Source organism: Oceanobacillus longus (genome assembly GCF_042650085.1).
Taxonomy (GTDB): Bacteria; Bacillota; Bacilli; order Bacillales; family Amphibacillaceae; genus Oceanobacillus; species Oceanobacillus longus.
On record NZ_JBHSAO010000022.1, the window covers coordinates 1 to 904 of the forward strand.

Sequence of the window (904 nt, forward strand, 5' to 3'; positions counted from 1 at the left end):
CGGTTGTTCAGGATTTGACGCACTTGCGTGAGTTATTGTTCAAACATTGTCAGGATGATCATTTAAGGATGCATTATAAAAAGGGAATTCGTATCGCTGATCTCATAAAGGAAGAAAAGAAATATGGTCTCGCATTTCCTGAGAAAGAGTATCCAGTATTTAATAAATCGCTGGCTTCAGCTAATAAATATGGTGAGGCAAAAATTGATGGAAAGCAAATCCACATACCGAATAGCTATCACTATACACAATTGCACGTAATTAAGTACTGGGATAACTTTAAAGTAATCTCCCCACAAGGAGAAGTGCTTTATAAAGGACCTAGACCATATATGAGTCGCTCGAGGGAAATTCCATGGCAATTCATTTTGAAAAATTGGATGAGGAAACCAAGATCAATTACCTATTCTAGATACTTCCCATATCTTCCAGGTAGAATCGCGCATCATTTGAATAGTGAATCAATGAAACTCAGAAAAGAACGTGTCGATTGGTTACAGAGTTTAATAATAAAATACAGTATGCAAGAAATAGATGAGCGTTTCTATGAATTGTTACCAGTAGATGATAAAGAAAATGAAAATGAATCATTACATGATCCGATTGCACATCCGTATGATGTAAATTGGAGTATCTACGACTCCCTTCAACCTTTAAACCATTCGTTGAAAGGAGAGGAAGTATAGAATGTCAAATTTGATTAGAGAGAAATGTAAATCGTTACGTTTAGCATATGTCGCAGACATATACGAGCAGATTCCCTTCGATAATCCCGAGCAGTATATCTCGGCTTTATTACAACAGGAATTAGAACATAGAGAGGTAGCTAAAGGAGAACGTTTGATCAAAAAGGCGAAATTCATGAATGAAAAAGAATTAGAGGATTACCGGTGGAGTGAACATA

Annotated in this window: 2 pseudogenes; both read left to right on the top strand. The window is 36.2% G+C overall.

Annotation, left to right across the window (positions count from 1 at the left end):
- A pseudogene (locus ACFOUV_RS18555) lies at window positions 1-686 on the top strand (IS21 family transposase); the annotation flags it as partial.
- Between the two features lies 1 nt (window position 687).
- Window positions 688-904: pseudogene (locus tag ACFOUV_RS18560) on the top strand (ATP-binding protein); the annotation flags it as partial.